The sequence below is a fragment of the Micromonospora sp. NPDC049139 genome, assembly GCF_055586845.1.
On the sequence record NZ_JBVJHK010000004.1, the window covers coordinates 292,758 to 318,039 of the forward strand.

A 25,282-nucleotide genomic window follows, 5' to 3' on the forward strand; every position below is an offset into this window, starting at 1 on the left:
AACGGCCGGGTCGACCACACGCCGCGGGGCGCGCGGCCGGCCCGGCCGGGTGGACGAGGGTTACAGGCGCGCCCACGCCTCGGTGAGCACGGCGCGCAGGATCTGCTCGATCTCGTCGAACTGCTGCTGCTCGGCGATCAGCGGCGGCGCGAGCTGTACGACGGGGTCGCCCCGGTCGTCGGCGCGACAGTAGAGCCCGGCGGAGAACAGCGCGGTGGAGAGGAAGCCGCGCAGCAGCCGCTCGGACTCGGCCTCGTCGAAGGTCGCCCGGGTGGTCTTGTCCTTGACCAGCTCGATGCCGTAGAAGTAGCCGTCGCCGCGTACGTCGCCGACGATCGGCAGGTCGTACAGCTTCTCCAGGGTGGCGCGGAAGGCCGCCTCGTTGGCCCGGACGTGCCCGACCAGGTCCTCGCGGGCGAAGACCTCCAGGTTGGCCAGGGCCACCGCGCAGGAGACGGGGTGGCCGCCGAAGGTCACGCCGTGGGCGAACATGCCGGTCTCGGTCAGGAACGGCTCCATCAGCCGGTCACTGGCGATCATCGCGCCGAGGGGGGCGTAGCCGGACGTGATGCCCTTGGCGGTGGTGATGATGTCGGGCTGGTAGCCGTACCGGACGGCGCCGAAGTATTCGCCGAGCCGGCCCCAGGAGCAGATCACCTCGTCGGAGACGAGCAGCACGTCGTACGCGTCGCAGATCTCCCGGACCCGCTCGAAGTAGCCGGGCGGCGGCGGGAAGCAGCCGCCGGAGTTCTGCACCGGCTCCAGGAACACGGCGGCGACCGTGTCCGGCCCCTCCCGCTCGATGGCCCGGCCGATCTCCTCGGCGGCCCAGCGGCCGAACGCCTCGGGGGAGTCGCCGTGCTCGGGGGCGCGGTAGAAGTTGGTGTTCGGCACCTTGATGCCGCCGGGGACCAGCGGCTCGAAGTCGCTCTTGATGCCGGGCAGGCCGGTGATCGACAGTGCGCCCATCGAGGTGCCGTGGTAGGCGATGTAGCGGCTGACCACCTTGTGCTTGTTCGGCCTGCCGGTGCGCTTGAAGTAGGCGCGGGCGAGCTTCCACGCCGCCTCGACCGCCTCGGAGCCGCCGGTGGTGAAGAAGACCCGGTTCAGGTCTCCGGGGGTGAGCGTGGCGATCCGCTCGGCCAGCTCGACGGCCTTCGGGTGGGCGTACGACCAGAGCGGGAAGTAGGCCAGCTCGCCCGCCTGCTTGGCGGCGGCCTCGGCCAGCTCGGTGCGCCCGTGGCCGGCGTTGACGACGAAGAGCCCCGCGAGGCCGTCCAGGTAGCGGCGGCCCTGGGCATCCCAGACGTACGCGCCCTCGCCGCGCACGATGGTCGGCACCTCGCCGGCGGAGTAGCTCGCCATCCGGGTGAAGTGCATCCAGAGGTGGTCGGTGGCGTTGGCCATGTCAGCCCCATCGGGTCTCGGGCCGGTCAGGGGTGACACCGGCCGCTCTGCCCACGGTTATCCCACAGTCCGGCGGCCAAAAGCAAGTGGGATCGGTGGTGGGTGGCCGATATGGCAACGGAATCAGCGAGTAGCCAGAGCGTGAACGACGGAATCCGTATCGCGAGGTCGTGACGTGAACGGTCGGTGGGTCGCGCCGGACGGGCGCTGTCGAGCTGCCCCGTCGGTGAGACCGCGTCGGGGCGGGTCGCGGTGAGACCGCGTCGAGGGGGGTCGCGGTGAGATCGCGTCGAGGACGTCGCGTTCGGGACACCTTCGGGGCACTTCGGCCGCGCTCGCGGCGCACCTGAGGTGCGCGAAACACATCCCACCGCGACACGCCGGTAGGCGGCGGACGCCGGCACCGAGCGTGGCTATCGTGCGCCGGAGCGTGAACCCGCGTGGAGGGAGGATCCGATGGCCAACGAGGCGCTGCGGGTGGCGATGGCCGCCAAGGGGGAGACCGTCGAGTCGCTCGCGGAGAAGGTGCGCGTCGACCCGAAGACGGCAGGCCGGTGGCTCACGTCGGGCCGGATCCCGCACCCCAGGACCCGGCTGGCGGTGGCCGAGGTGCTCGACCGCGACGCCGCCGAGCTGTGGCCCGAGCCGTTCCGCCGCCGCGACCTGCCCTGGTTCCGCCCCTGGGCCGAGCTGGAACAGGACGCCACCTCGATCCGATCATATGAGCCACTGCTGGTGCCGGGTCTGTTGCAGAGCGAGGGGTACGCCCGCGCGGTGCTGGGGACCGGCGGCCTGCTGTCGGCGGCCGAGGTGGACCAGATCGTGGCCGGCCGGCTGGAGCGCCAAGAAATCCTCTGTCGTGAGGAACCTCCGCAGCTCGTCGTCGTGATCGACGAGGTGGTGCTTCGCCGGCCGGTCGCGGGCCGGGCGGTGATGGCCGAGCAACTGGCCCATCTCGCTGCGATGGCGCAGCGGGAGCACGTGCAGATCCGGGTGATCCCGGCCGAGGGACCGTGGCACACGGGATTGGCCGGGCCGTTCGTGCTGGCCCGACTCCGGGACGGGGTCGAAGTGGCCTATCTGGACAATCAGCTCCGTGGTCAGATGGTGACCGACGGCATCGATGTTGCTAGCCTGGGTCGGAGGTGGGAGAGCGTCACCGGTGAGGCGCTTCCCTGCCGCCGGTCGATCGCACTGATCCGAGAGGTGGCGCAGACATGGACCTGACGGAAGCCCGCTGGCGCACCGCCACCCGCAGCAGCAACAACGGCGGCAACTGTGTCGAGGTGGCCGACAACCTGCCTGGCCGGGTGCTGGTGCGGGACAGCAAGGACCGTGCGGGTGGCGTCCTCGCCTTCTCGCCCGGGGCGTGGCGCACCTTTGTCGGTCGGCTGCGGCAGGGCTGAGATGACCGACGCCTGCTGGCACACCGCCACCCGCAGCACCAACAACGGCGGCGACTGCGTCGAGGTGGCCGACAACCTGCCCGGCCGGGTGCTGGTCCGGGACAGCAAGGACCGTGCCGGCGGCACCCTCAGCTTCGCGCCCGACGCCTGGCGGGCGTTCGTCGCGTCGGTCGGGCGCGGCGGGGGTGCCGGCTGAGGCCGACCGGCGCCTGACGTTGGTCGGCGGCGAGCGGCTTGATCAGGCGGTGCCCCAGGTGTACGTCTGCTTGCGCAGCTTGAGATAGACGAACGCCTCGGTGGCGAGCACGCCCTCGACCGCCCGCAGCCGCTGGAGGATCTCCAGCAGGTGGTCGTCGTTGCGGCAGACCACCTCGGTCAGCAGGTCGAACGAGCCCGCCGTGATCACCACGTAGTCGACCTCGTCCAGCTCGGCGAGGCGGTCGGCCACGGCCTCCAGGTCGCCGTTCGTACGCAGGCCGATCATGGCCTGGCGGGGGAAGCCGAGCTGGAGCGGGTCGGTCACCGCGACGATCTGCATCACCCCGGCGTCGAGCAGCCGCTGCACCCGCTGGCGCACCGCCGCCTCCGACAGCCCGACCGCCTTGCCGATGGTCGCGTACGGTCGGCGGCCGTCCTCCTGGAGCTGTTCGATGATCTGCTTCGCCACGTCGTCGAGCAGTGCGTGGCTGGCACCCTCGCGGACGGTGACCCTGCGTCCGCCGTTGCCGTTGTCGTGCTGCCGGTTCGTCATCGACCGCTCCCCATGTCCGTGCCCGGGCTGAGCCTAGTCCCCCGGGCAGTCTGGCGTATTTCGTCGTGCAGAGCTATTCCGGCAACGGAATCCCTTGTAAGGAAGGTCACCTCATGTCAGGATCAGTCGTCCACCGCACCTGACCCTCCCGTCGGCGCGCCACCCCCGTCCCGCCGCCGACGATGACCCCTAGGAGTCGTCACATGCGTACTCCCTTTCGGCCCCTCACCCGGCGTGGACTCCTGACCGGCACCCTCGGCTCGGCCGCACTGCTCGCCGCCGGTGGCTCGCTGGCCGGCTGCGGCACCAAGGCCGCCACCCAGACGGAGGCCGGCTGCGTCAGCGAGGACCTGTCCGCCACCGAGAAGAAGCTGGCCTTCTCCAACTGGCCGCAGTACATGGACGTGGACGAGAAGGACGAGTCCAAGCGGCCGACCCTCGACGCGTTCGTCGCTCAGAGCGGTATCCAGGTCGCCTACACCGAGGACGTCAACGACAACAACGAGTTCTTCGGCAAGGTGCAGAACCAGCTCGCGGGCTGTCAGGGCACCGGCCGGGACGTCATGGTCCTCACCGACTGGATGGCGGCGCGGATGATCCGCCTCGGCTGGGTCCAGAAGCTCGACAAGTCGAAGCTGCCCAACGTCGAGGCCAACCTGCTGCCGTCGCTGCGCAACCGGTCCTTCGACGCTGAGAACCAGCTCGCCATCCCGTGGCAGTCCGGGCTGGCCGGGCTGGCCTACAACGGCAAGGTGACCAAGGAGATCCGGACGGTCGACGAGCTGCTCACCCGCCCCGACCTCAAGGGCAAGGTGACGGCGCTGTCCGAGATGCGCGACACCATGGGCCTGCTGCTCCAGTCGAACGGCCACGACCCGGCGAACTTCACCGGCCCGCAGTTCGACGACGCGCTCAACAAGCTCAAGAAGGCCGTCGACTCCGGCCAGATCCGCCGGTTCACCGGCAACGACTACGCTCCGGACCTCGCCAAGGGCGACATCGCCGCGTGCATCGGCTGGTCCGGCGACGTCATCCAGCTCGGCTTCGAGGACGACAAGGTCAAGTTCGTGGTGCCCGAGTCGGGCGTGATGCTCTGGTCGGACAACGTCCTCGTGCCGAACAAGGCCACCCACAAGGGCAACGCCGAGCAGATCATCAACTACTACTACGACCCGGCGGTCGCCGCGAAGCTCGCCGCGTTCGTGAACTACATCTGCCCGGTCCAGGGCGCCAAGGCCGAGATGGAGAAGATCGACCCCGAGCTGGCCGCCAACCCGCTGATCTTCCCCGACGACACCATGCTGTCGAAGTCCAAGGTCTTCATGGCGTTGGACGAGAAGCAGGAACGCGAGTACGAGAGCAAGTTCCAGCAGGTCATCGGCGCGTGAGCGGCATGGGCGGGGCGACTGTGGGGCGCGAGACACCGGCCGGCGACCTGCGGCTGGCCAGCCTCACCAAGCGGTTCGGCATCTTCACCGCCGTGGACGACCTCAGCCTGACCATCCCGCAGGGCTCGTTCTTCGCCCTGCTCGGGGCGTCCGGCTGCGGCAAGACCACCACCCTGCGGATGATCGCCGGGCTGGAGGAGCCGACCAGCGGGCAGGTGCTGCTCGGCGACCGGGACATCGCCCGGCTGCGCCCGTACAAGCGGCCGGTGAACACCGTCTTCCAGAGCTACGCGCTCTTCCCGCACCTGAACGTCTTCGAGAACGTGGCCTTCGGGCTGCGCCGGCGCGGCATCCGCTCGGTCGACGACCAGGTCATGGGCATGCTCGCGCTGGTGCAGCTCGACGACTACGGCCACCGTCGTCCCGCCCAGCTCTCCGGCGGGCAGCAGCAGCGGGTCGCCCTGGCCCGCGCCCTGGTCAACCGCCCGCAGGTGCTGCTGCTGGACGAGCCGCTGGGCGCGCTCGACCTGAAGTTGCGCCGGCAGATGCAGATCGAGCTGAAGCGGATCCAGACCGAGGTCGGCATCACGTTCGTGCACGTCACCCACGACCAGGAGGAGGCCATGACGATGGCCGACACGGTCGCGGTGATGAACGCCGGGAGGATCGAGCAGCTCGGCTCACCCGCCGACATCTACGAGTTCCCGGCCACCGCGTTCGTGGCGAACTTCCTCGGCCAGTCCAACCTGCTCGCCGGCGAGGCCGCCGGCCCGGGCGGCGGCGAGGTGGCGGTCTCGGCGCACGGCAACCGCTTCTCGGTGCCCGCCGGCCGGGCCCGGGTCGACCGGGGGCCGGTCCACCTGGGCGTACGCCCGGAGAAGCTGCACCTGGTCGACTCCGTCGACCAGGTCCCCGCCGGGCACCAGCACGTCACCGGGGTGGTCACCGACGCCTCCTACGTCGGGGTCAGCACCCAGTACCTGCTGCGCACCGGCTGGGGCAGTGAGTTGTCGGTCTTCGTGGCCAACAGCGGCGTGACCGGCCCGCTGGCGGTGGGCAGCGAGGCGGTGGCGCACTGGGACCCGCGGCACGCCTTCCTGCTGCCCCGGGCGCCCGGCGAGCACGACCGGACCACGCCGGTCCTGGACGAGCCGGTGGGTGCGTCCTCGTGACAGCCCTCGCGCACATGCCCGGTTCGGGGCGGTCGACGGGGCCCCCGCCGACCCGCCGGTCCGGTCGGCACCGGTTCCTGCCGTACCTCCTCCTGCTGCCCGGCGCGGCGTGGCTGTTCCTCTTCTTCGCGGTGCCGCTGTTCCAGCTCGCCGCCGCCAGCCTCTACGATCCCGCCGGCTCGCTCGCCACCGGGTACACGCTGACCTGGGCGGTCGGCAACTACCCGGACGCGCTCGCGGCGTACTGGCCGCAGTTCACCCGGTCCTTCGTGTACGCCGGCATCGCGCTGGTGCTGGCGCTGCTGATGGGCTACCCGCTGGCGTACGCGATCGCGCAGAAGGCCGGCCGGTGGAAGAACCTGCTGCTGGTCTGCGTGGTCGCGCCGATGTTCACCAGCTTCCTGGTGCGCACGCTGGCCTGGAAGACGATCCTGTCCGACAACGGCTGGGTCGTCGGGCTGCTGCGCGACGTGCACCTGCTCGCCCCCGACGGGCGGCTGCTGGCCACCCCGGTCGCGGTGGTGCTTGGCCTCACGTACAACTTCCTGCCCTTCCTGGTGCTGCCGCTGTACGCGAGCCTGGAGCGGCTGGACCACCGGCTGCTGGAGGCGGCGAGCGACCTCTACGCCAGCCCGCTGCGGGTGTTCCGCCGGGTCACGCTGCCGCTGTCCATGCCGGGCCTGGTCGCCGGCACGCTGCTGTTCTTCATCCCGGCCAGCGGCGACTACATCAACGCCGAGCTGCTCGGCACCCCCAACGAGTACATGATCGGCAACGTCATCGACTCGGCGTTCCTGGTCCGGCTGGACTACCCGCAGGGCGCGGCGCTGTCCTTCCTGCTGATGGCGGCGATCCTCGCGGTCGTCTTCGTCTACCTGCGCCGGGCCGGCACGGAGGAGGTGCTGTGACCGCCCGGGTCCTCCGCTGGCTGGCCGAGCGCTGGGTGATGGGCGTGGCGCTGCTGGTGCTCGGCTACCTCTTCCTGCCGATCGCCGTGGTCGCCGCCCTGTCCTTCAACCGCCCGTCCAGCCGCCTGTCGTACGACTTCCACGAGTTCACCCTCGACAACTGGCGCAACCCGTGCGCCACCTCCGATATGTGCGACGCGGTGGTGCGCAGCGTCCAGATCGGCTTCATCGCCACCGTGGTCGCCACGGTGCTCGGCACCCTGATGGCGTTCGCGCTGGTGCGGCACCGGTTCCGCGGCCGGTCCGGGATCAACGTGCTGATCTTCCTGCCGATGGCCACCCCCGAGCTGGTGATGGGCACCTCGCTGCTCGCCCTCTTCGTCTCCGCCGGGGTGCCGCAGGGCTTCTGGACCATCGTCATCGCGCACGTCATGTTCTGCGTGTCGTTCGTGGTGGTCACCGTCAAGGCGCGGCTGGCCGGGATGGACTCCCGACTGGAGGAGGCCGCGATGGACCTCTACGCCAGCGAGTGGCAGACCTTCCGGCGGATCACCCTGCCGCTGGTGCTGCCCGGCATCGTGGCCGCCGCGCTGCTGGCGTTCTCGCTGTCGTTCGACGACTTCATCGTCACGAACTTCAACGCCGGCACCACCGTCACGTTCCCGATGTACGTCTGGGGCGCCGCCCAGCGGGGCATCCCGCCGCAGGTCAACGTCATCGGCACGGCGATGTTCGTGGTCGCGCTGCTGCTGGTGCTCGCCAGCACCCTGCGCGGCCGGCGGGCGAAGCGGCTGCCATGACGCCCCCGCCCACCGGCCGGGCGCTCGCCGACGCGGCGCCCGTGCCGTACTGGCTGGACCGCCCGGAACGCCCCGACCCGCTGCCGCCGCTGCACGGTGACACCGACACCGACCTGCTGGTCGTCGGCGGCGGCTACAGCGGCCTCTGGGCGGCGCTGCTCGCCAAGCAGGACGATCCCGGCCGGGACGTGCTGCTGGTCGAGGCGGGCACCTGCGGCTGGGCGGCGTCCGGGCGCAACGGCGGGTTCTGCGCCGCCTCGCTCACCCACGGGCTGGCCAACGGCGTCGAGCGCTTCCCCGACGAGATCGACGCGCTGGACCGGCTCGGCCGGGACAACCTGGACGCCATCGCCGACACCGTGGTCGCGTACGGCATCGACTGCGAGTTCGAGCGCACCGGCGAGCTGTCCGTGGCGGTCGAGCCCCACCAGCTCGACGGGCTGGCCGCCGACGTCGACCTGGCCCGCCGGTTCGGCCACCACGTGCGGCTGCTCGACCGCGACGAGGTACGCGCCGAGGTGGACTCGCCGACGTACCTCGGCGGGCTGTGGGACCGCGACCGGGTGGCGATGCTCGACCCGGCGAAGCTGGCCTGGGGCCTGCGCCGCGCCTGCCTCGACCTCGGCGTGCGGATCCACGAGCACACCCGGGTCACCGGGCTGCGCCGCGACGGGGCCGCGCTGCGCGCCACCACCCGCGGTGGACCGTCCGGCGCTCCCGGGGCCGACAACCCGGGACCGGGCGGCCACGGCGCCCCCGGCTCGGTGCGCGCGCGGCGGGTCGTCCTCGCCACCAACGCGTTCCCGCCGCTGCTGCGCCGGCTGCGGGCCTGGCTGGTGCCGGTCTACGACTACGCGCTGACGACCGAGCCGTTGACCGCCGCGCAACGCGAATCGATCGGCTGGCGCAACCGGCAGGGGCTCGCCGACACCGGCAACCAGTTCCACTACTACCGGCTCACCGGCGACGGACGGATCCTCTTCGGCGGCTACGACGCCGTCTACCACTACGGCAACCGGATGGCCCCCGAACTGGCCCAACGGCCGGCCACCTTCACCGCTCTCGCCCAGCACTTCTTCGCCACGTTCCCGCAGCTCGCCGACGTGCGCTTCAGCCACCGCTGGGGCGGCGTCATCGACACCTGCACCCGGTTCTGCCCGTTCTTCGGCACCGCGTACGACGGCCGGCTGGCGTACGCGGCCGGCTACACCGGCCTCGGCGTCGGCGCCACCCGGTTCGGCGCCCGCGTGGTGCTCGACCTGCTGGGCGGCGGGCAGACCCCGCTGACCCGGCTCGACCTGGTGCGCAGCAAGCCGCTGCCGTTCCCGCCGGAGCCGTTGCGAGCCACCGGCATCCACCTCACCCGCTGGTCCCTGGCCCGGGCCGACGCGCGAGCGGGACGGCGCAACCTCTGGCTCCGTACGCTCGATCGTCTTGGTTTGGGGTTTGATTCCTGATGCGGATCCTGCTCGTCGGTGCCGGTGGGGTCGGCTCCGCCGCCGTCGCCATCGCCGCCCGCCGCTCCTTCTTCGAGACCATGGTCGTCGCCGACCGCGACCCCGCCCGCGCGGCGCGGGCCGTGGCCGGCCACGGCGACCGGTTCGTCCCCGCCGCCGTCGACGCCTCCTCGGCGGACGCGGTCGCCGCGCTGTGCCGCGAGCACCGGATCACCCACGTGCTCAACGCGGTCGACCCGCGCTTCGTCCTGCCGATCTTCGAAGGGGCGTTCGCGGCCGGCGCGGACTACCTCGACATGGCCATGTCGCTGTCCCGGCCGCACCCCGACCGGCCGTACGCCGAGACCGGGGTCAAGCTCGGCGACGACCAGTTCGCCGCCGCCGACCGCTGGTCGGCCGCCGGCCGGCTGGCGCTGTGCGGCATCGGCGTCGAGCCGGGCCTGTCGGACGTCTTCGCCCGCTACGCCGCCGACGAACTGTTCGCCGAGATCGACGAGATCGGGGTACGCGACGGCGGCAACCTCACCGTCGACGGCTACGACTTCGCGCCGTCGTTCTCCATCTGGACCACGATCGAGGAGTGCCTCAACCCGCCGGTGATCTGGGAGGCCGGCCGCGGCTGGTACACCACCCCGCCGTTCTCCGAGCCGGAGGTGTTCGACTTCCCCGAGGGCATCGGCCCGGTCGAGTGCGTCAACGTCGAGCACGAGGAGGTGCTGCTGATCCCGCGCTGGGTCGCGGCGAAGCGGGTCACCTTCAAGTACGGCCTCGGCAACGAGTTCATCGAGGTCCTCAGGACCCTGCACAAGCTCGGCCTCGACGCGGCGTCCCCGGTGCGGGTGAGCGGCGTGACGGTCGCGCCCCGCGACGTCGTGGCGGCCTGCCTGCCCGACCCGGCGACCCTGGGCGACCGGATGCGCGGCAAGACCTGCGCCGGCACCTGGGTGCGCGGCACGGCGCGCGGCGGCGGGCCGCGCGAGGTCTACCTCTACCACGTGGTCGACAACGAGTGGTCCATGGCGGAGTACGGTCACCAGGCCGTCGTCTGGCAGACCGCCGTGAACCCGGTCGTCGCACTGGAACTGCTCGCCACCGGCGCGTGGTCCGGGTCGGGGGTGATCGGCCCGGAGGCGCTGCCCCCGCGCCCCTTCCTCGATCTGCTCACCGGTTACGGCTCACCCTGGGGGATGCAGGAGCGATGACCCGCTACGGCCCGATGTTCGGCCCCGACGTCACCTTCCTCGGCGTCGACCGCTGCGTCCTCGACGACCCGTCGTCCTTCGCCGACGCCGACGTCGTGATCGTCGGCGCGCCCTTCGACGGCGGCACCTCGCACCGGCCGGGCACCCGGTTCGGCCCGTCCGCCATCCGGCAGGCCTGCTACCTGCCGCACGACGGCTCCCGCCCATCCCTCGCGCTGCGCGTCGACGCGCTGCGCGACCTGCGGGTGTACGACGCCGGCGACGTCGAGATGTTCTCCGGCGACATCGAGCGGTCCCTGGCCGCCCTGGAGTCGGCGGTCTTCGCGGTCGCCTCGGCCGGGGCGATCCCCGTCGTGCTCGGCGGCGACCACTCCATCGCGCTGCCCGACGCGACCGGCGTCGCCCGCCACCACGGGCTGGGCCGGGTGTCGCTGGTGCACTTCGACGCGCACGCCGACACCGGGGACATCGAGTTCGGCAGCCTGCACGGGCACGGCCAGCCGATGCGCCGGCTCATCGAGTCCGGCGCCGTACGCGGCGACCGGTTCCTCCAGATCGGCCTGCGCGGCTACTGGCCCGGCCCCTCGGTCCTGTCGTGGATGGCCGAGCAGCGGATGCGGTCGTACGAGATGACCGAGCTGGTCGCCCGGGGCCTGGACGACTGCCTGACCGAGGCGTTCACCATCGCCACCGACGAGTGCGAGGGGGTCTTCCTCTCCGTCGACGTGGACGTGGTCGACCCGGGCATGGCACCCGGCACGGGCACCCCGGAGCCCGGCGGGCTGACCTCCCGGCAACTGCTCGACGCGGTGCGGCGCTGCTGCTACGAGCTGCCGGTCGTCGGCGTCGACGTGGTCGAGGTCGCCCCGCCGTACGACCACGCCGACATCACCGCGTACCTGGGCAACCGCGTGGTGCTCGAGGCGCTGTCGGCCATCGCCCGCCGCCGCCGCGACGCCGCCGGCCACCCACCCTGGACCCCGACCCAACCCCTCCTCGACTCCCGCTGATCGGAGATCACCTCGCTCGGGCGCCCGGGAGACTGTTTAGTTCGAGCTATAGTTGCGTCATGAGCGGTGCGACCGGGGGACGTTGGTTCGTGCGGGTCACCGGCGAGGTCCGGCAGTGGCTCCGGGAGCTGCGGCATACCGATCCGGACACGTACCGGAGCGTGAGCGTGGCCGTCGACATGCTCGCGGAGGTCGGGCCCGGGCTGGGGCGTCCGCTGGTCGACACGCTGCGGGGTAGCGCCATCAGTAATCTCAAAGAGTTGCGTCCCAGGTCAGGGCGGGACGTCGCGGTTCGGGTGCTGTTCGTCTTCGATCCCTGGTCCCAGGCCGTCCTGCTCGTGGCAGGTAACAAGGCGCACAACTGGACGCGCTGGTACCACGACAACATTCCACTGGCGGAGGACGCTTACAAGGCTTGGCTCGACCATGAGAGCAGGCGAAGGGGGGAGTCGTGACCGAGTTCTACGACTGGGAAGACGTCCGTGACGAGCTTCGTGACGACGAGACGGAGCACGAGAGGGAGCGGGCGCGTACCGAAGCGTGGGTGAGCGCGTTCCACCTGGCCGAGGAGCGTAAGCGGCTGGGGCTGACCCAGCGCCAGGTGGCCGAACTGATGGGCGTCACCCCGGGACGGGTCAGTCAGATCGAGAACGGTGACCTCGATGTCAACGAGGTCGCCACGTTGAGCCGCTACGCCGCAGCCCTGGGCGCTCGGCTCCGCATCATCTTCGACTACGGCAACGACCTGCGGCAGATCGCCTGACCGCCCGTCTCCCGATCCGACCCGAGTAGGCGAGGCGGGCGGGGCCCTGGTGCTGTGGGTCGACCTGGGGCGGGAGGGTCAGCGGATGGCGGCGGCCTGGTTGTGGGCCCAGGTGGTCGTCCGGTGCACGGCCCCTCGCCGCGACGGCGAGGGGCCCTGCGACGGTGGCGGCCCGTCGGGGCCGTCCGTTCCGGAGACCTACAGGGTCAGGGTCCAGGTGTCGATGTAGCCGGTGTCGCCGGAGGCGGCGTCCTGGACGCGCAGGGTCCAGTTGCCGTTACGGGTCTCCGCGGAGAGGTTGACCGTGTAGGTCTGGTTGATGTTGTCGGCGGAGCTGCCGCTGCGGTTGTGCAGGGTGTAGGCGCTGCCGTCGGGAGCGACGAGGCTGACGACCAGGTCCCCGATGTAGGTGTGCACGATCTGCACCGCGACCTTGCTGCTGGACGAGGCGGTGCCGGTGCAGCCGCTGATCGCGATGGTGCTGGTGGCCGTCGTGTTGTCACCGACGGTCACGTTGGTGCCGTTGGTGCCGGTGCACTCCTGCGTGCCGGAGCCGCCCAGGTTGAGCGTCCAGCTGTTCAGGTAGCCGGTGTCGCCGGCGCCGGCGTCCTGGACGCGCAGCTTCCAGGTGCCGTTGGCGACCCCCGACGACAGGTTGACCGGGTAGGTCTGGTTGATGTTGTCGGCCGAGCCGCCGCTGCGGTTGTGCAGGGTGTAGGCGCTGCCGTCCGGGGCGACGAGGCTGACGACGAGGTCCCCGATGTAGGTGTGCACCAGGTTCACCGCGACCGTGCTGGTGGCGCCGGCGTTGCCCGTGCAGCCCGCGATGGTGATGGTGCTCTCCACCGTGGCGTTGTCCCGGATCGTCACGTCGGTGCCGTTGGTCTGGGTGCAGCCGGTGGTCGGCGGGGGCGTGGTGCCGCCGTCGCCGAGGTTGAGCAGCTTGTTGGGCGAGCCGGTGCCGGGGCTGGTCACCACGTTGCTGGTGGCGTCGGCGACGAGCTTGTCGCGCACCTGCTGCGGCGTGAACGACGGGTTGGCGGCGAGCACGAGCGCGGCGGCGCCGACCACGTGCGGGGTCGCCATCGAGGTGCCGCTGATGGTGTTCGTGGCGGTGTTGCTGGTGTGCCAGGCCGAGGTGATCGAGCTGCCGGGGGCGAAGATGTCCAGGCAGGTGCCGATGTTGGAGAACGACGAGCGGGCGTCGGTGTTGGTGGTCGAGCCGACGGTGATCCCGGCGGGGGTGCTGGCCGGCGAGCTGTCGCAGGCGTCGGCCCCGTAGTCGTTCCCGGCCGCGAGGCCGTAGCTGACGCCGTCGGCGATGGAGCGGGCCACCGCGTCGTTGAGGGCCTGGCTGAAGCCGCCGCCGAGGCTCATGTTGGCCACCGCGAGCTGGCCGGCGGCGTGGTCGCCGGTCACCCAGTCGACGCCCTGGATGACGCCGGCGTCGGTGCCGCTGCCCTGGCAGTCGAGCACCCGGACGCCGACGAGGGTGACGCCCTTGGCCACGCCGTAGGCGCTGCCGCCGACCGTGCCGGCCACGTGGGTCCCGTGCCCGTTGCAGTCGTCGGCGCTGCCGCCGTCGATCGAGTCGAACCCGGTGACGGCCCGACCGCCGAAGTCGCCGTGGCCGAACCGGATGCCGGTGTCGATGATGTACGCCTTCACGCCCGAGCCGGTGTTCGGGTAGGTGAACGAGTTGTTCAGCGGCAGCGCGCGCTGGTCGAGCCGGTCCAGGCCCCAGGACGGCGTGGGGCTCTGCGTACCGCTGATCCGTACGGTGTGGTTCTGCTGGACGTAGCTGATCGACGGGTCGGCGGCGAGCCGCTTGGCCTCGGCCTCGGACATCCGGGCCTCGAACCCGCGCAGCGCGTTCTGGTACGTCCGGTTGACCGCGCCGCCGTGCCGGCCGGCGAGGTCGCGCGCCCGCTTCGTGACGTCGGCCCGCCTCACGGTCGCGTCCTTGAAGACGACGATGTACGACCCGTCGACGGCGGTGGGGCCGCCTGCCAGGAGGATCTGCCCCTCGGCGGGGGCGGCCGTCGCGGGTGCGCCGAACGACACGGCGGTGGCAACGGCGGCGGTCAGCACGCCGAGACGCCAGCGGCGCGCGGCAAGGTGGGGAGGTGTCATCCCTCGGGTGTTCCTCTCGCTCCACGACGGCGGGTCCCGCCATCGATCGCAATTGATCAAATTGAGCAAGAGCGTAGAGTGTCCGCGGCGCGATGTGTAGATCGATCGATGTTTGGTTACTCGGGGGAAACAAAGATAGGGGTGGGTGCGGTGCCGCCCCGCGCCCGCGCCGCTACGCGCCGAAAGCCTCGTCCAGGATGTCCAGCCCTCGACGCAGCTCGGTGTCGGAGATCACCAGCGGTGGCAGGAAGCGCAGCACGTTGCCGTACGTGCCGCAGGTCAGGGTGAGCAGGCCGGCGGCGTGACAGACCGTCGAGACCGCCGCCGTGGCGACCGGGTCGGGCGTCAGGGTGCCGGGCCGGACGATCTCCACGGCGAGCATCGCGCCCCGGCCACGTACCTCGGCGATGCGGGGATCACGGTCCGCCACGGCTCGCAGGCGCGCCGTCATCGCCGCGCCGATCCGGCGGGCCGCCCCCGCCAGGTCCAGCTCGTGCATGGTCGCGATCGACGCGAGCGCCGCCGCGCAGGCGATCGGATTCCCGCCGTACGTCCCGCCGAGCCCGCCGACGTGCACCGCGTCCATCAGGTCGGCCCGGCCGGTGACCGCGGCCAGCGGCAGGCCGCCGGCGATGCCCTTGGCGAGGGTGACCAGGTCCGGCTCCACGCCCTCGTGCTGGCAGGCGAACCAGTCGCCGGTGCGGCAGAACCCGGTCTGGATCTCGTCTGCCACGAACACCACCCCGGCCGCCGTCGCCCACTCCCGCAGCGCCGGCAGGAACCCCGGCGCCGGTACGACGAACCCGCCCTCGCCCTGGATCGGCTCGATCAGCAGCGCGGCGACGTTCTCCGCGCCGACCTGCTTCTCGATCGTCTCGATCGCGCGGGCCGCGGCGGTCGACCCGGCCAGCCCGCCGTCGCGCAGCGGGTACGACATCGGCACCCGGTAGACCTCCCCGGCGAACGGCCCGAACCGGTGCTTGTACGGCATGTTCTTCGCGGTCAGCGCCATGGTCAGGTTGGTCCGGCCGTGGTACGCGTGGTCGAACACCACCACCGCCGGCCGCCCGGTGGCGTGCCGGGCGATCTTCACGGCGTTCTCCACCGCCTCGGCACCCGAGTTGAACAGCGCGGACCGCTTGTCGAACGTGCCCGGGGTGAGCGCGTTGAGCTGCTCGCAGACCGCCACGTACGACTCGTAGGGGGCGACCATGAAGCAGGTGTGCGTGAAGCGCTCGACCTGCGCCCGTACCGCCTCGACCACACGCGGCGCGGAGTTGCCGACGTTGGTGACGGCGATGCCGGCCGCGAAGTCGATCCACTCCCGGCCGTCGACGTCGACGATGGTGCCGCCCGACGCGTGGTCCACGTAAGACGCGACGGTGCTGCCGACGCCACGGGCAACGGCCGCGCCGCGCCGCTTGTGCAACTCGTCCGAGGAGGCCATCGCGCTCAGCCCTCGATGTTGTGCATGACGTGCTTGACCCGGGTGTAGTCCTCCAGGCTGTAGACCGAGAGGTCCTTGCCGTGGCCGGAGTGCTTGAAGCCGCCGTGCGGCATCTCCGAGACGAACGGGATGTGCGTGTTCACCCAGACGCAGCCGAAGTCGAGCCGGCGGGTCATCCGCATCGCCCGGCCGTGGTCCTTCGTCCAGACCGAGGCCGACAGGCCGTAGTCGACGCCGTTGGCCCAGCGCACCGCCTCGTCCTCGTCGGAGAACCGCTGCACCGTGATGACCGGCCCGAACACCTCGTCCTGGATGATCTCGTCGGACTGGCGCAGCCCGCTGACGACGGTCGGCGCGTAGAAGTAGCCGCGCTCGCCGAGGCGCGAGCCGCCGGTCCGGAGGTCGGCGTGGTCGGGGAGCCGGTCGACGAAGCCGCTGACCCGGGAGAGCTGGTTGGCGTTGTTGAGCGGGCCGTAGAGCACGTCCGCGTCGTCCGGCGCGCCGGTCTTCGTGTTGCGGGCCTGCTCGGCCAGCGCCGCCACGAAGTCGTCGTGGACGCCGGGGCCGGCGAGCACCCGCGTCGCCGCCGTGCAGTCCTGCCCGGCGTTGAAGTAGCCGCCGACCGCGATCGCCTCGGCCGCCGCCGCCACGTCCGCGTCGTCGAAGACCACCACCGGGGCCTTGCCGCCCAGCTCCAGGTGGGTCCGCTTGAGGTCGGGGGCCGCGGCGGAGGCGACCTCCATGCCCGCGCGGGTCGAGCCGGTGATCGACACGAGCTGCGGGGTCGGGTGCGACACGAGCGTACGACCGGTGTCCCGGTCGCCGCAGACCACGTTGAACACCCCCGGCGGGAAGAACTCCGACGCGATCTCGGCCAGCAGCAGCGTCGACACCGGCGTGGTGTCCGACGGCTTGAGCACCACCGTGTTGCCGGCGGCCAGGGCCGGGGCGATCTTCCAGACCGCCATCATCAGCGGGTAGTTCCACGGGGTGACCTGCGCGCAGACGCCGATCGGCTCGCGCCGCACGTACGACGTGTGCCCCGCCATGTACTCGCCGGCCGAGCGCCCCTCCAGCATCCGGGCCGCCCCGGCGAAGAAGCGGAACTGGTCGACCGCCGGCGGCAGCTCCTCCTCGGCGGTGAGCTGACGCGGCTTGCCGGTGTTGCGCACCTCGGCGTCGACCAGCTCGGCGGCGCGGGCCTCGACCGCGTCGGCGAGCCGGAGCAGCGCCCTCTGCCGCTCGGCCGGGGTCGTGTCCCGCCAGGTCTCGAAGGCGTCGGCGGCGGCCCGCATCGCCGCGTTCACGTCGCCGGGCCCGGACACCGGGGCCTGCGCGAAGACCTCTCCGGTGCACGGGTCGACCAGGTCGGCGTAGCCGCCGTCGGTCGGCTCGACGTAGTCGCCGTTGACGAAGTTGCGCAGCTGCTGCTGGTCACTCATGACGGGCTCACTCCCAGAGGGGGCGGTCTGCGGCGGTTATCGCAATCTGACTGCCATCTTGGCCACTGAATTCGCGGCAGACAAGGGTTGACGCGACTGTTTCCGTGGAAGGGTTGGTCGTCTACGCTGCTCCACGTGGAGTCCGCAGCCTTCTATGTCGCCTCCCGCCCCGCCCACGGCGAGGGCGAGCTGACCGTCCACCACCCTTACGACGGGCGCGCCGTCGGTCGTACCACCCTCGCCACCGCCGCCCAGGTCGAAGCGGCCGTCGCGGCAGCCGCCGGGGTGGCCGCGACGGCCGCGGCCCTGCCCGCGCACGCCCGCGCGGCGGCCCTGGACCACGTGTCCCGGCGGCTCGCCGAGCGGGCCGACGAGATCGCGCGGCTCATCACCGCCGAGAACGGCAAGCCGCTCAAGTGGGCGCGGGCCGAGGTGGGCCGGGCCGTCTCCACCTTCCGCTGGGCGGCCGAAGAGGTCCGACGCTTCTCCGGCGAGCTGCAACGCCTCGACACCGACCCCGCCGCCACCGGGCGGATCGCCCTGGTCCGGCGGGTGCCGAAGGGGCCGGTGCTCGGCATCGCGCCGTTCAACTTTCCGCTCAACCTCGTCGCGCACAAGGTCGCCCCGGCCATCGCGGTCGGCGCCCCGATCGTCGTCAAGCCCGCCCCCGCCACCCCGCTGTCCGCGCTGCTGCTGGGCGAGCTGCTCGCCGAGACCGACCTGCCGGAGGGCATGTTCTCGGTGCTGCCGCTGCCCAACGAACGCGCCGCCGAGCTGGTCGCCGACCCCCGGCTGCCGGTGGTGTCGTTCACCGGCTCCGGGCCGGTCGGCGCGGCGATCCGCCGGTCCGTGCCCGACAAGCACGTCACCCTGGAGCTGGGCGGCAACGCCGCCGCCGTGATCTGCGAGGACTGGAACACCGACGAGGACCTGACCTTCGCCGCGCACCGCATAGCGACGTTCTCCAACTACCAGGCCGGGCAGTCGTGCATCGCCGTGCAGCGGGTCTACGTGCACGAATGGCTCTACGACGCGTTCCTGCCCCGGCTGGTCGCGGCCGTGCAGGAGCTGCGCACCGGCGACCCGTCCGACGAACTGACCGACGTGGGCCCGCTGGTGTCCGAGGAGGCCGCCCGCCGCGTCGAGGCGTGGGTGGACGAGGCGGCCACAGCCGGCGCCACCATCGAGGTGGGCGGCCGGCGCGAGGGCGCCACCTACCCGCCGACCGTGCTCACCGGGGTGCCGGCGGACGCCAAGGTCTGCGCCGAGGAGGTCTTCGGGCCGGTGCTGGTGGTCGCCCCCGTCGAGCACGACCAGGCCGCGTTCGCCGCCGTCAACGACTCGGCGTACGGGTTGCAGGCGGGCGTCTTCACCCATCGCCTGGATGTCGCCTTCGCCGCGCATCGCTCCCTGGAGGTCGGCGGGGTCATCGTCGGCGACGTGCCGTCGTACCGGGCCGACCAGATGCCGTACGGCGGGGTCAAGGGCAGCGGCGTCGGGCGCGAGGGACTGCGCAGCGCGATGGAGGACTACACCGACCCGCGCGTCATGGTGCTGACCGGGATGGCGTTGTAGCTCACCAGGTGCCGTCGTCCCAGGTGCCGTCGTCGCGGACGCGGGCCGGGGCGCGGCCGAGCAGCAGGGTGGTCAGCGCGGCGTCGACGTCCGCGCCGAGGAACCACTCGCCGGCCTGGTCCAACGCGAACACCCGACCCCGCTCGTCGACAGCGAGGATGCTGTCCTGCCGCTCGGTGCCGATGGGGAAGAGCCGCGCTCCGAGGACGGCGGCGAAGTCGGCCAGGGTGTCGGCGGTGTGGGCGACCTGACGTGGGCGGATGTCGAACCGGGAAATCCACACCTGCTCGCCAGGACCGCGCCGAGCGCCCACCAGGCTGGGGAATGCGGTGAGCGTAGCGAGGGCCGCCGGGAAGCTGGCGTGGGTGGACGTCCTGCCCCGAACAGCGCTCACGTCCCTGATGGCGGACATGGCGACGACCTCGTCCCCGAAGTGAGGCCGCCAACCGGCCGCGACGAGTGCCTGCGCGACCTCGGGCGGGAATCGGCCGGGGTCGGGATCCGGCTGCGGATCCGGCTGCCACGGCATCGTGAAGGCCCGGTCGGACCAGGGCAGGAGGTTGAACTCCACGAGCAGATCCACGCAGGAATCGCAGGGGCGGTCCGCAGGGCCGCCGTTCGGATCCCCCGGCTCGCGCACCCGGAAAACCTCGAATCGCGCGCTCTGCAGGAGATCCTTCGCGTCGGCCATGCCCAGTGGGGCGATGCCCTCGGCGGCGCGGCGGTGGTCGTAGTCGTGCAGGGCGTCCGAGACGACGATCAGCTCGGCGTGCCGGTCGCCGCCGCGCGCCAGGTGGCCGGCGGGCAACTCGTCCAGGTAGGCCCGGACCAGCGGGTGGTGGCGCAGCTCGACATCGCCCTTGGCCCCCTGCGCGCGGAACAGCCGGCCCTCCACGGTCAGGTGCGCCGCCGTGCCGGGGGTGGGTAGCCGGCGGATCTCGCGGAGCAGTTGGCTCGCCGGATCGACCGTGCGCGGCGCGCCCGGACCCTCCGCCCGGCTCGTGCGGTACATCTGCTCGACGATCTCCACCGGCACGCGCGGCCAGGTGGTCACCTCGCCGGTCTGCTTGTCCACCACGGTGGTCGGCAGCTCGCCCGGCACCGTCCTCGCGTCGATGGACACAGTGGACGTGATCACGTAACCGAGGTCGAACTCGTCGACCGTCGGGCGGCAGTCGTGTCCCAGGCGCTGCGACTCGCGGCGGGCCCACACGGCGGCGAGTTGCTCGGCCTGCTGGCGATCGATCACGGGCTCGAAACTACCGGACCCCACGGAATCGTGGCGGCCGGTATGGTTCGCCCTACCGACGGTGACCGGGGAGGGTGGCGTTGGGCGAGAGCGTGGACCGGGACGCCAATCGCGCGCTGCGGGCGCGGTTCGACGAGGTGTACGGGGACTACCGGCGACTTCGGTCCGGTTTGGACGAGCTGCAGGCCCGGCTCGCCGAGCTGCGGGTGACGGAGCGCTCCGACGACGGTCAGGTGACCGCCACCGTCGGGGCCCGGGGCGACCTGATCTCGGTGGAGCTGCACCCCTCCGTATACAACGACCGGGACGCGAAGGCGTTGAGCCGGAAGATCACCACCACGATCCACCGGGCCGGTACGACCGCCGCCTCCGCCACCCAGGAACTGGTGGCCGGCTACCTGCCCGCCAGCTCTGGAGCGGTCGACTTCCTGCGTACGGGTGACTTCGGGTCGTTGCTGGGCCGGGCGGACTCGGCCCTGCGCCGGGGCGAGTGATGGACGGGCAGCTCTGGCTCGACCCGCAGCGTGCCCGGCGCGGCGGCACGGACCTCTCGCTCGCCGGCGAGGCCGTCGGCGCACGGCGCCGCGAGGTCGGCGGGGCCGTCGCGGCGGCGAGCGCATCCCGGCCGTGGGGCAGGGACGACATCGGCGCGGCCTTCGAGCAGAAGTACCGGGGCTTCGAAGAGCTGGTGCTGCGCGTGTGGGAGGGCGTGGGGCGGCATCTGGAGGGCCTCGGCGCCGACGTGGTCCGGTCCGTCGACGCCAACCTCCGCACGGACGCGTCGAGCGCCGGCCGGCTCGACCGCGCCGGCGACCGGCACCAGCAGCGCTGATCCGCGGAGGAGACCCGGATGAGTCTGTTGCCGAGCCCCATCCCGCACCCGCTCGACTACTCGCCCTGGGACCTGCCGGGCTGGGTCTACGAGGCTCTCGACTGGGTGATCGGCGTCGAGTGGCCGGAGGGGAATGAGCGGGCGGTCTGGGAGCTGGCCGACCAGTGGTACGCGGTGGCCGCGGCGCTGGCCGGGCCGCACGCCGACGCCGTCACGGCCGCCGCTGAGGTGCGCGGCGGGTACGGCGGCGTCGGGGCGGTCGCCGCCGCCTTCGACACCGCCTGGCGCCGGGTCGCCGAGGGCGACGAGGCACCGCTGCCTGTGCTGCTCGCCGTCAGCACCGAGCTGGGCCGGCTGGTGGAGGAGTGCGGCTGCGACATCGAGGGCGCCAAGCTCGAGGTCTGGATCGAGCTGGGCATCCTGGTGATCGAGCTGCTGTCGCTGGCGGTCGCCACGGTGCTCACCGCCGGCGCGGCCTCGCCCGCCGCCGGGGCGGCGATCACCGCCACCCGGCTGATCGTGCAGCAGATCTTCAAGCGGCTGATGGCGCAACTGGCCCGCAAGTCCCTCAAGCAGGGGCTCAAGGAGGCCGGCGAGCGGGCGGCGAAGGAGGTCACCAAGGGCGGCGTGCGGGGCCTCGCTCGGCGTGCGGCGCTGGGTGGGGTGTCCGAGGCGGCCGAGGAGAGCGGCATCAACCTCGCCACGCAGGCGTACCAGAACTCGACCGGCCGACGGCACGGGCTGGACATGACGGAGCTGGGCACGACGGCGGTCGGCGGCCTGGCCGGCGGAGCGGTGGCGCCCCTGGCCGGCCTCGGCCGCCACGCCACCGGGCGGGGCGCCCGCATCGGGGAGCACCTGGGCCGCGAGATGACCGGCGAGGTGATGGCCGAGCAGGCCGCGAGCCTCGCCACCGGCCAGGGACTCACCTCCGTGGAGGATGCGGCCCGGGCGGCCGTGTCCGGTGCCCGTGGCTCCGCCGCCGCCCAGGCCGACGCCGCGCTGCAGGCCCGGCTCGACGGCCAGATGAGCGCCCTGGCCGGCATGTCGCCGCCATCGACGGCACCCGGCGGGCTCTCAACCCCGCCGGGTGTGCCGGCAGTGGCTGAGTTCCCCGCTGCCCTGCCCGGCGTGGGGGTGGAGTCGTCGGCGCATGGGTCAGGGGCGGCGACCAGCGCGACAGGTGAGAGCCAACGAGGTGCGACCGTTGCCGAGGTGGTGCCGGCACCTCGGTCATCGCCCGAGAGCCACACAGCACCGGCCGAGCCCGCGACCACGGTCGCCGCCCTTGCCGGAGACATGACCGAGCCTGTGGCTACCGTCGGAACCGACCAGGCCGACGGAACCCTCGCCGGTAGGTCGTCCGCGTCGGAGTCCGCACTCAGTCCGACGCTCTCGTCGGTCACGACCGCGGCGCCGACCCTTGTCAGTGGGGGCGGCACGACCGGCGTGGAGGTTCCATCGGCCGGTTCCGGGAACGTCCCCACCGGCGGTGGGCCGTCGAACGCACCGGCGGCGACCTCGGCAGGCGGGCCCAGCGCAGGTGTGGGCACCGCAACCGTGGCACCCGGCCCCGCCTCGCCGCCTGAGTTGAGAGCACCCGGTGCGCCCGCCCCTGGTGCGGGCCACGTTCCGCCGGTCGGCAACCCCGAGGTCGCCGCCCCACGAGGAACCGCCGGAGGGGCGCCCACACATCCGCAACCGGCACCGCCAACCCGGCTACCCCTGCCCGACGCGCCGGCGCCCACGCAGAATCCACATGTCCACGCCGAGACGCCCGCAGCGGCCCGCCGGGATGACGCGGCCTTTCCCCCTGTCAGGACCCCAGAGTGGTACGCGGCCAAGTGGGCCCTCGACCGGGAGGCGTTCGAGAGACGCCGCTATCGCGGCTACTACGAGTCGCAGCGGGCGTGGTTCGAGGACAACCGCCGCTTCGACGAGGCTGCGAGACTCAGGGCTCGCGCCGAGGAGCACGACCAGAGGGCGCGGGACTTCGTCGCTCACGCGCGTCATCTGCGCCAGGCGGGCCAGGCGCGTCAGGCTGACGCGTGGCAGTGGGCGGCTGATGACGAAACGCGTGCATACGGGCAGTGCCTCGATTACGCGGATGCCGTACTGGCCGGCAGTCTCGTACCGTCGGTCGTTGGCGTCGTCGACCCTGCGGACTTCCGGCGGATCAACGACGATGTCGGCGACCTGGCACTCGGTGCCGTGGAGACCACGGACCGCTCGGCGCTGACGAGGGACGACTACCCGCCGCCGATCGACCGGTCGCGGAACTACGGCCAGCCCGGCGGTCTGCGTCCGCCGCTGGCGCTGCACCAGACCGACATCGAGCGGCAGGTGCCCCGCGAGCCCGACGGGAGCGTCAAGCGGACCGCCGATCCGCGACGCGGCGGCTGGTTCGGCTTGGTGAACGACGGCGGGCCGCGAGCCGACCCGACCCGCGCCATCAACTGCATCGACTGCACACTCTCGCTGTTCGACACCTGGATGCACGGCCGGCCCCGGGTGGCCGCGCCCCGCACCTTCGACGCCTACCTGGCCGGTGACGTCACGCGCCCCATCGACGGTGAATTGGGCGGCATGGGGCGGATCGAGGACGTGACCGGGGGGCGTTTCCAGCGCCTCTGCCAGCCGACGGAGGACGTTCAGGGTGCCGAGCGGCGGAGGGCCGTCGACACCGGCTACGACAACCTCCATTACCAGCTCCGCATCGGCGGCCACGGCAGCTTCGCCTTCGTCGTCAACAGCTGGGAGCAGGGCGGCTCCCACATCTGGGTCGCCCTCAACCAGCACGGCACGGTGCTCTACCTCGACCCGCAGACCGGAGCCGTGTCGGACGCGCCGCTGTACCGGCACCAGGGCACCCCGCACCCGTACAACGCCGTCGACACCGAGGTGCTGGTGCTGGGCCCGGACGCCCGACCGATGCCGCTCGGCGGGCTGCGGCGCGGACGGTTCAGCGAGCGTCCGGACCTGCCGGACCACCCGCCCGCCGAGACCGACCAGGGGTACGGCGAGCCGTACCTCAACCGCATGTACCTGCTCGACGGCCCCGGGTCGGCCGCCCCGTCTGATGGGCTGCCATCAGCCCGGCCCGAACAGCCGGGACCGGCACTCGATCGAGGCGACGCCCCGCCGGAAGAGCTGCGGGCCGCACGGGAACGCGCACAGGCGGAACGGGTGGTGAACGGCAAACCCGTGAGCGCCGTCCTGGCCGACGAGCCGGACCTGGAGCGGGTGTTCGCCGCCGGTGTGACCCCGGTCGAGGTGGCCGCCGGGCTCGATGCGCCGAACCTCCGGCGACTCGTACCGCACCTGGACGAGCCGGCCGCCCGGGACGTGGCACGGCTGTTCGCGGAGCCGCGCGTACAGCGAATGCTGGACGAGACGTGGCGGACGCCGCCGAAGGACGAGCCGATGCTCGCCGAGACCCTCGTCCGGCAGTTGGCGGAACGGCCTGACCTGGCACGGATGATCCTCGCTACGCCGGAACTGGCGAACTCGCTGACGGCGCGTCCGGTGACACTGCATCACCTGGCCGTTCACCAACAGGCGATCGACGTCCTCGGCTCCGTCCTTGATGAGATTACCGAAAGAGGCGCCGAGGCAGTTGCGCGCAGACCGTTGCCTACGCCTCAGCAGACGCCTCTCACCGACAGCCAACGAAGGATCAGCGCACTTTTTCCCGCAGGCCGGGACCGGGCGACCCAGGCCGGGTTTGACGTAGCTCGCAAGAACGATGCCGAGTATCAGACGAAGTACCTTGACCGGTTGTACGTCGATGCGGTCGAGGCGCAGAGGGAGATTGTCGCTCTCGCGCAGCGCCTGGCTGCTGATTTATCCGGGCCAGCCGTGCCTGACGGCCGCCCAGGGCCAAAGGACAGGAAGCGGGCTGAGGACAAGGTTGCTAAGTATCGGGGGGACGTTTCGATGCTGACCGACCTCGCTGCTGCAAAGGTCGCCTTTCGTGAACTCTCAGATCTCTATGCAGGGCTCAAGGTGCTTCGTGGTTACGCCGACGTGGAAATCGTTGAATTTGAAGACCGCTTCATTGCCCCTCAATCAAGTGGCTATCGGGATGTTCAGATGTCGCTGCGAACGTCAAACGGACACATTGCGGAATTCCGCCTGCACCTCCAGGCATTGGACGACGTGGCCTCCTGGGAGCATGCCCTGTACGAAGTGCGGCGGGACCTCAAGGCGGTGGCCAAGGATCAGGGCCGTACGATGTCGCAGGTGGAGCGCGCCGTCTGGAACGGCGTCCTCAAGGAGGAGCAGCGATATTTCTGGCAGGCGCTGCAGACAACATTGGGCGGAGGGAGGTAGGGTGGCCG

At 71.8% G+C, this 25,282-nt stretch carries 22 protein-coding genes; 16 read left to right on the plus strand and 6 right to left on the minus strand.

Going from position 1 to position 25,282, the window contains the following annotated elements; all coding sequences use genetic code 11:
* Nucleotides 1–60: 60 nt before the first annotated feature.
* Nucleotides 61–1,407: an aspartate aminotransferase family protein gene (locus ACZ6Q9_RS10450; protein WP_396828960.1), complete on the minus strand. Its 1,347-nt coding sequence runs from the start codon at nucleotides 1,405–1,407 to the stop codon at nucleotides 61–63.
* Between the two features lie 456 nt (nucleotides 1,408–1,863).
* Between ACZ6Q9_RS10450 and ACZ6Q9_RS10455 the strand changes: the two genes are divergently transcribed.
* The 3 genes from ACZ6Q9_RS10455 to ACZ6Q9_RS10465 are packed head-to-tail and all read left to right on the plus strand — an operon-like array spanning nucleotide 1,864 to nucleotide 3,009.
* The gene (locus ACZ6Q9_RS10455) at nucleotides 1,864–2,634 is read left to right on the plus strand and encodes a Scr1 family TA system antitoxin-like transcriptional regulator (protein ID WP_396828959.1); all 771 of its coding nucleotides are present in this window, start codon (nucleotides 1,864–1,866) and stop codon (nucleotides 2,632–2,634) included.
* Complete coding sequence (locus ACZ6Q9_RS10460; protein ID WP_393455674.1) at nucleotides 2,625–2,813, plus strand: DUF397 domain-containing protein; 189 nt, start codon at nucleotides 2,625–2,627, stop codon at nucleotides 2,811–2,813. Before ACZ6Q9_RS10455 ends, ACZ6Q9_RS10460 begins: the two co-directional genes overlap by 10 nt.
* A 1-nt stretch (nucleotide 2,814) precedes the next feature.
* Entirely contained in the window at nucleotides 2,815–3,009 is a 195-nt protein-coding gene (locus ACZ6Q9_RS10465) for a DUF397 domain-containing protein (RefSeq protein ID WP_396828958.1), read from the plus strand.
* Nucleotides 3,010–3,051: 42 nt separating this feature from the next.
* Here the strand turns inward: ACZ6Q9_RS10465 and ACZ6Q9_RS10470 are convergent, their stop codons facing one another.
* On the minus strand, nucleotides 3,052–3,564 hold the full coding sequence (locus ACZ6Q9_RS10470) for an Lrp/AsnC family transcriptional regulator (protein ID WP_393258729.1): 513 nt from the start codon (nucleotides 3,562–3,564) through the stop codon (nucleotides 3,052–3,054).
* Between the two features lie 203 nt (nucleotides 3,565–3,767).
* Here ACZ6Q9_RS10470 and ACZ6Q9_RS10475 point away from each other — a divergent pair, with 203 nt between their 5' ends.
* From ACZ6Q9_RS10475 to ACZ6Q9_RS10515, 9 genes are read left to right on the plus strand one after another with little or no spacing between them, the layout of a single operon-like run.
* Nucleotides 3,768–4,952: a polyamine ABC transporter substrate-binding protein gene (locus ACZ6Q9_RS10475; RefSeq protein ID WP_396828957.1), complete on the plus strand. Its 1,185-nt coding sequence runs from the start codon at nucleotides 3,768–3,770 to the stop codon at nucleotides 4,950–4,952.
* A 5-nt stretch (nucleotides 4,953–4,957) separates the two neighbouring features.
* Nucleotides 4,958–6,124, plus strand: a complete 1,167-nt coding sequence (locus ACZ6Q9_RS10480) for an ABC transporter ATP-binding protein (protein WP_396828956.1) — start codon at nucleotides 4,958–4,960, stop codon at nucleotides 6,122–6,124.
* Nucleotides 6,121–7,032, plus strand: a complete 912-nt coding sequence (locus ACZ6Q9_RS10485; RefSeq protein WP_396828955.1) for an ABC transporter permease — start codon at nucleotides 6,121–6,123, stop codon at nucleotides 7,030–7,032. Before ACZ6Q9_RS10480 ends, ACZ6Q9_RS10485 begins: the two co-directional genes overlap by 4 nt.
* Complete coding sequence (locus tag ACZ6Q9_RS10490) at nucleotides 7,029–7,832, plus strand: ABC transporter permease (RefSeq protein ID WP_396828954.1); 804 nt, start codon at nucleotides 7,029–7,031, stop codon at nucleotides 7,830–7,832. The genes ACZ6Q9_RS10485 and ACZ6Q9_RS10490 overlap by 4 nt, the downstream gene beginning before the upstream one ends.
* Entirely contained in the window at nucleotides 7,829–9,289 is a 1,461-nt protein-coding gene (locus tag ACZ6Q9_RS10495) for an NAD(P)/FAD-dependent oxidoreductase (protein ID WP_396828953.1), read from the plus strand. Before ACZ6Q9_RS10490 ends, ACZ6Q9_RS10495 begins: the two co-directional genes overlap by 4 nt.
* Nucleotides 9,289–10,491: a saccharopine dehydrogenase C-terminal domain-containing protein gene (locus ACZ6Q9_RS10500; RefSeq protein WP_396828952.1), complete on the plus strand. Its 1,203-nt coding sequence runs from the start codon at nucleotides 9,289–9,291 to the stop codon at nucleotides 10,489–10,491. Before ACZ6Q9_RS10495 ends, ACZ6Q9_RS10500 begins: the two co-directional genes overlap by 1 nt.
* On the plus strand, nucleotides 10,488–11,501 hold the full coding sequence (speB, locus tag ACZ6Q9_RS10505) for an agmatinase (protein WP_396828951.1): 1,014 nt from the start codon (nucleotides 10,488–10,490) through the stop codon (nucleotides 11,499–11,501). The genes ACZ6Q9_RS10500 and speB overlap by 4 nt, the downstream gene beginning before the upstream one ends.
* Nucleotides 11,502–11,560: 59 nt before the next feature.
* A complete protein-coding gene (locus tag ACZ6Q9_RS10510; RefSeq protein ID WP_396828950.1) occupies nucleotides 11,561–11,956 on the plus strand; it encodes a type II toxin-antitoxin system RelE/ParE family toxin in 396 nt (131 codons plus the stop codon).
* The gene (locus tag ACZ6Q9_RS10515; protein ID WP_393297176.1) at nucleotides 11,953–12,264 is read left to right on the plus strand and encodes a helix-turn-helix domain-containing protein; all 312 of its coding nucleotides are present in this window, start codon (nucleotides 11,953–11,955) and stop codon (nucleotides 12,262–12,264) included. Before ACZ6Q9_RS10510 ends, ACZ6Q9_RS10515 begins: the two co-directional genes overlap by 4 nt.
* Nucleotides 12,265–12,462: 198 nt before the next feature.
* Here the strand turns inward: ACZ6Q9_RS10515 and ACZ6Q9_RS10520 are convergent, their stop codons facing one another.
* The 3 genes from ACZ6Q9_RS10520 to ACZ6Q9_RS10530 form a co-directional block, all read right to left on the minus strand.
* Nucleotides 12,463–14,397 carry a proprotein convertase P-domain-containing protein gene (locus ACZ6Q9_RS10520; RefSeq protein ID WP_396828949.1) on the minus strand — a complete coding sequence of 645 codons (1,935 nt, stop codon included), beginning with the start codon at nucleotides 14,395–14,397 and terminating at the stop codon, nucleotides 12,463–12,465.
* Between the two features lie 172 nt (nucleotides 14,398–14,569).
* Entirely contained in the window at nucleotides 14,570–15,844 is a 1,275-nt protein-coding gene (gabT, locus tag ACZ6Q9_RS10525; protein ID WP_396828948.1) for a 4-aminobutyrate--2-oxoglutarate transaminase, read from the minus strand.
* A gap of 5 nt (nucleotides 15,845–15,849) precedes the next feature.
* Nucleotides 15,850–17,286 carry a gamma-aminobutyraldehyde dehydrogenase gene (locus ACZ6Q9_RS10530; protein WP_396828947.1) on the minus strand — a complete coding sequence of 479 codons (1,437 nt, stop codon included), beginning with the start codon at nucleotides 17,284–17,286 and terminating at the stop codon, nucleotides 15,850–15,852.
* A 135-nt stretch (nucleotides 17,287–17,421) separates the two neighbouring features.
* On the opposite strand from ACZ6Q9_RS10530, the gene ACZ6Q9_RS10535 reads away from it, so the two are divergent.
* Nucleotides 17,422–18,861, plus strand: a complete 1,440-nt coding sequence (locus ACZ6Q9_RS10535) for an aldehyde dehydrogenase family protein (protein ID WP_396828946.1) — start codon at nucleotides 17,422–17,424, stop codon at nucleotides 18,859–18,861.
* 1 nt (nucleotide 18,862) lies between these two features.
* On the opposite strand, the gene ACZ6Q9_RS10540 is transcribed toward ACZ6Q9_RS10535, so the two are convergent.
* Entirely contained in the window at nucleotides 18,863–20,110 is a 1,248-nt protein-coding gene (locus tag ACZ6Q9_RS10540; protein ID WP_396828945.1) for an SUKH-3 domain-containing protein, read from the minus strand.
* A gap of 74 nt (nucleotides 20,111–20,184) precedes the next feature.
* Between ACZ6Q9_RS10540 and ACZ6Q9_RS10545 the strand changes: the two genes are divergently transcribed.
* From ACZ6Q9_RS10545 to ACZ6Q9_RS10555, 3 genes are read left to right on the plus strand one after another with little or no spacing between them, the layout of a single operon-like run.
* A complete protein-coding gene (locus ACZ6Q9_RS10545) occupies nucleotides 20,185–20,604 on the plus strand; it encodes a YbaB/EbfC family nucleoid-associated protein (RefSeq protein WP_396828944.1) in 420 nt (139 codons plus the stop codon).
* The gene (locus tag ACZ6Q9_RS10550; protein ID WP_396828943.1) at nucleotides 20,604–20,942 is read left to right on the plus strand and encodes a hypothetical protein; all 339 of its coding nucleotides are present in this window, start codon (nucleotides 20,604–20,606) and stop codon (nucleotides 20,940–20,942) included. The genes ACZ6Q9_RS10545 and ACZ6Q9_RS10550 overlap by 1 nt, the downstream gene beginning before the upstream one ends.
* Nucleotides 20,943–20,960: 18 nt before the next feature.
* Nucleotides 20,961–25,274 carry a toxin glutamine deamidase domain-containing protein gene (locus ACZ6Q9_RS10555; protein WP_396828942.1) on the plus strand — a complete coding sequence of 1,438 codons (4,314 nt, stop codon included), beginning with the start codon at nucleotides 20,961–20,963 and terminating at the stop codon, nucleotides 25,272–25,274.
* The last annotated feature ends 8 nt before the right edge of the window (nucleotides 25,275–25,282 follow it).